The sequence below is a fragment of the Protofrankia sp. Cr1 genome (genome assembly GCF_963555865.1).
Classification (GTDB): Bacteria; Actinomycetota; Actinomycetes; order Frankiales; family Frankiaceae; genus Protofrankia.
In genome coordinates, this window is sequence record NZ_CAUVXO010000276.1 from 6,004 (window position 1) to 7,517 (window position 1,514).

Consider the following 1,514-nt stretch of genomic DNA (forward strand, 5'->3'; position numbering starts at 1 on the left):
GTTTTAAGCCCGCCGGGCGCAGGTGTCAGGTGGCCTTGTGATACCTACAGGGCTGTTTGGTATCACAAGCTAGCGCTAGTGGTAGGTAGGTATCACAACGCCGGGGCGTGATGGATGTGTTACGGAAGGGGTGCGGTTGGGTCGCCTTCGATCGCCTGGAGGATGCCGTTCGCGACGAACAGGCGATTGCGGACGCGGCCCGGTACCTCCGTGAGGATTCCGCTCTCCACCAACTTCGTGACGGTCAGGCTGGCGGAACGATGCGTGACAGCGAGAATACCCCGAGCTCGGCTGATGGTCAGTGCCGGGACGTCGAACAGGGCGTCCACCAGCACTCCCAACAGCGCGGACGAGCGCGCGGTGCTGACCCGGGCGCGGTAGTCGTCGCGCAGGCTCTGTAGCGAGACGGAGCGACGCACCGCATCCCGGGCCTGTTCGGCGACACCGCGGAGGAAGAAACTCACCCAGCCGGCCCAGTCCCCGTGGGTCGAGACCCGCAGCAGGCCGGCGTAGTACTCGTCGCGTCGCGGTTCGATCCACGCCGAGATGTCGAGTAGGGGGGCATCGAGCAGGTCCCATTCGGCCAGCAGCAGGACGACGAGAAGTCTGCCGACCCGGCCGTTGCCGTCGAGGAACGGGTGGATCGCCTCGAACTGGTAGTGCGCACACGCAATCGTGACCAGTGGTGGCAGATCGTGGTCGGCGTGCAGGTATTTCTCGAACGCGTCCAGGCACTCCCACAGTCGCTCGGGTGGCGGCGGAACGTAGGTCGCGGTGTCGAGGGTGCACCCGGGCGCTCCGATCCAGTTCTGGCTTCGCCGAACATCGCCCGGAGTGGCGTAGTTGCCGCGGACGCCGCCCAGCAGGATGGCGTGCGCTTCCCGGAGCAACGACACGCTCAGCGGGAGCCGACGGTTCGGATCAAGAGCGTGTTCGACTGCCTTCACATAGTTGAACACCTCCCGGACGTCATTGCCGTCGTCGTGGGTTGGTTGGTCCGCCTCGAACAGGACCAGATCCGACACGGACGCCTGTGTTCCCTCGATCCGGCTGGACAGCACGGCTTCCCGGCGGACGAGCGCGCGGGCCAGCAGGCGTGGATTGGGCAACGTGCGACCAGCGCCGGCAAGCTCGCCGAGGGCACGGTCGGCCTCCGAGAGCAGACCGACCAGGGACCGGTCGAAGTCGAGCGCCGGTGGCAGCGGCGGTGGGACGAAGGCGAGGTAGTCGCGCTCGGCCCGCACGACGTAGCGCGACTGCTCGGGAGCGAAAGAGTCACGCCGCACCGATACCCACCCACCGTCCCGATGTCCTTGTGATACCTACAGGGCTGTTTGGTATCACAAGGATGCGCCAGTGGTCAGTAGGTATCACAACGCCGAGCCGTGGGCAGGGCAGCCTTGCGTGCGTGGTGCCCTGTGCGTCCGTGCCGCCCTGGACGCGTGTGGTGCCCGGTGGTGCAAGGCTGGGATGCGTGCCCCGATGCACCGGGCGAGCGCGGTCAGGCTACCGAC

At 66.7% G+C, this 1,514-nt stretch carries 1 protein-coding gene; it reads right to left on the reverse strand.

The genetic code is table 11. The features are described from left to right. Positions 1-119: 119 nt before the first annotated feature. On the reverse strand, positions 120-1,286 hold the full coding sequence (locus U9980_RS18835; protein ID WP_322769122.1) for a Fic family protein: 1,167 nt from the start codon (positions 1,284-1,286) through the stop codon (positions 120-122). Between the last annotated feature and the right edge of the window lie 228 nt (positions 1,287-1,514).